This window comes from Cryobacterium sp. MLB-32, assembly GCF_000738085.1.
GTDB lineage: Bacteria > Actinomycetota > Actinomycetes > Actinomycetales > Microbacteriaceae > Cryobacterium.
The window spans coordinates 1-442 of sequence record NZ_JPRS01000758.1; the positions used below are offsets into that span (position 1 = coordinate 1).

The following is a 442-nucleotide window of genomic DNA, read 5'->3' on the forward strand; positions in this document are numbered from 1 at the left end:
CCGGCTGGAAGCGGCCGGCGATGATCTCTTCCACGAGCTCGACGGCGAGCTTCTCGTCACCGGATGCGAGACCGAGCGCGGTCATCACAACGCGGTCTTCGAAGCGCTCAAGGTAGCGCTTGCCGTCGAAGGTCTTGAGCGTGTACGAGGTGTAGTACTTGAAGGCGCCGAGGAAGCTCTTGAAGCGGAACTTCTTCGAGTACGCGAGGTCGTTCAGGCTCGTGATGAACTCGAAGGAGTACTGGTCGATCACGGCCTGCTCGTAGTATTCCTTCTCTACGAGGTAGTCGAGGCGCTCGCGCAGGCTGTGGAAGAACACCGTGTTCTGGTTGACGTGCTGCAGGAAGAACTCGCGCGCGGCTTCCTGGTCTTTGTCGAACTGGATCTCCCCGTTCGGTCCGTACAGGTTGAGCATGGCGTTGAGCGAGTGGTAGTCCATGCT

At 59.3% G+C, this 442-nt stretch carries 1 protein-coding gene; it reads right to left on the bottom strand.

Features of this window, described 5'->3' with window-relative positions; genetic code table 11:
• A partial coding sequence (locus tag JF66_RS21240; RefSeq protein ID WP_035880980.1) for a ribonucleotide reductase N-terminal alpha domain-containing protein occupies window positions 1–439 on the bottom strand: 439 nt, incomplete at its 3' end.
• Window positions 440–442: the final 3 nt, after the last annotated feature.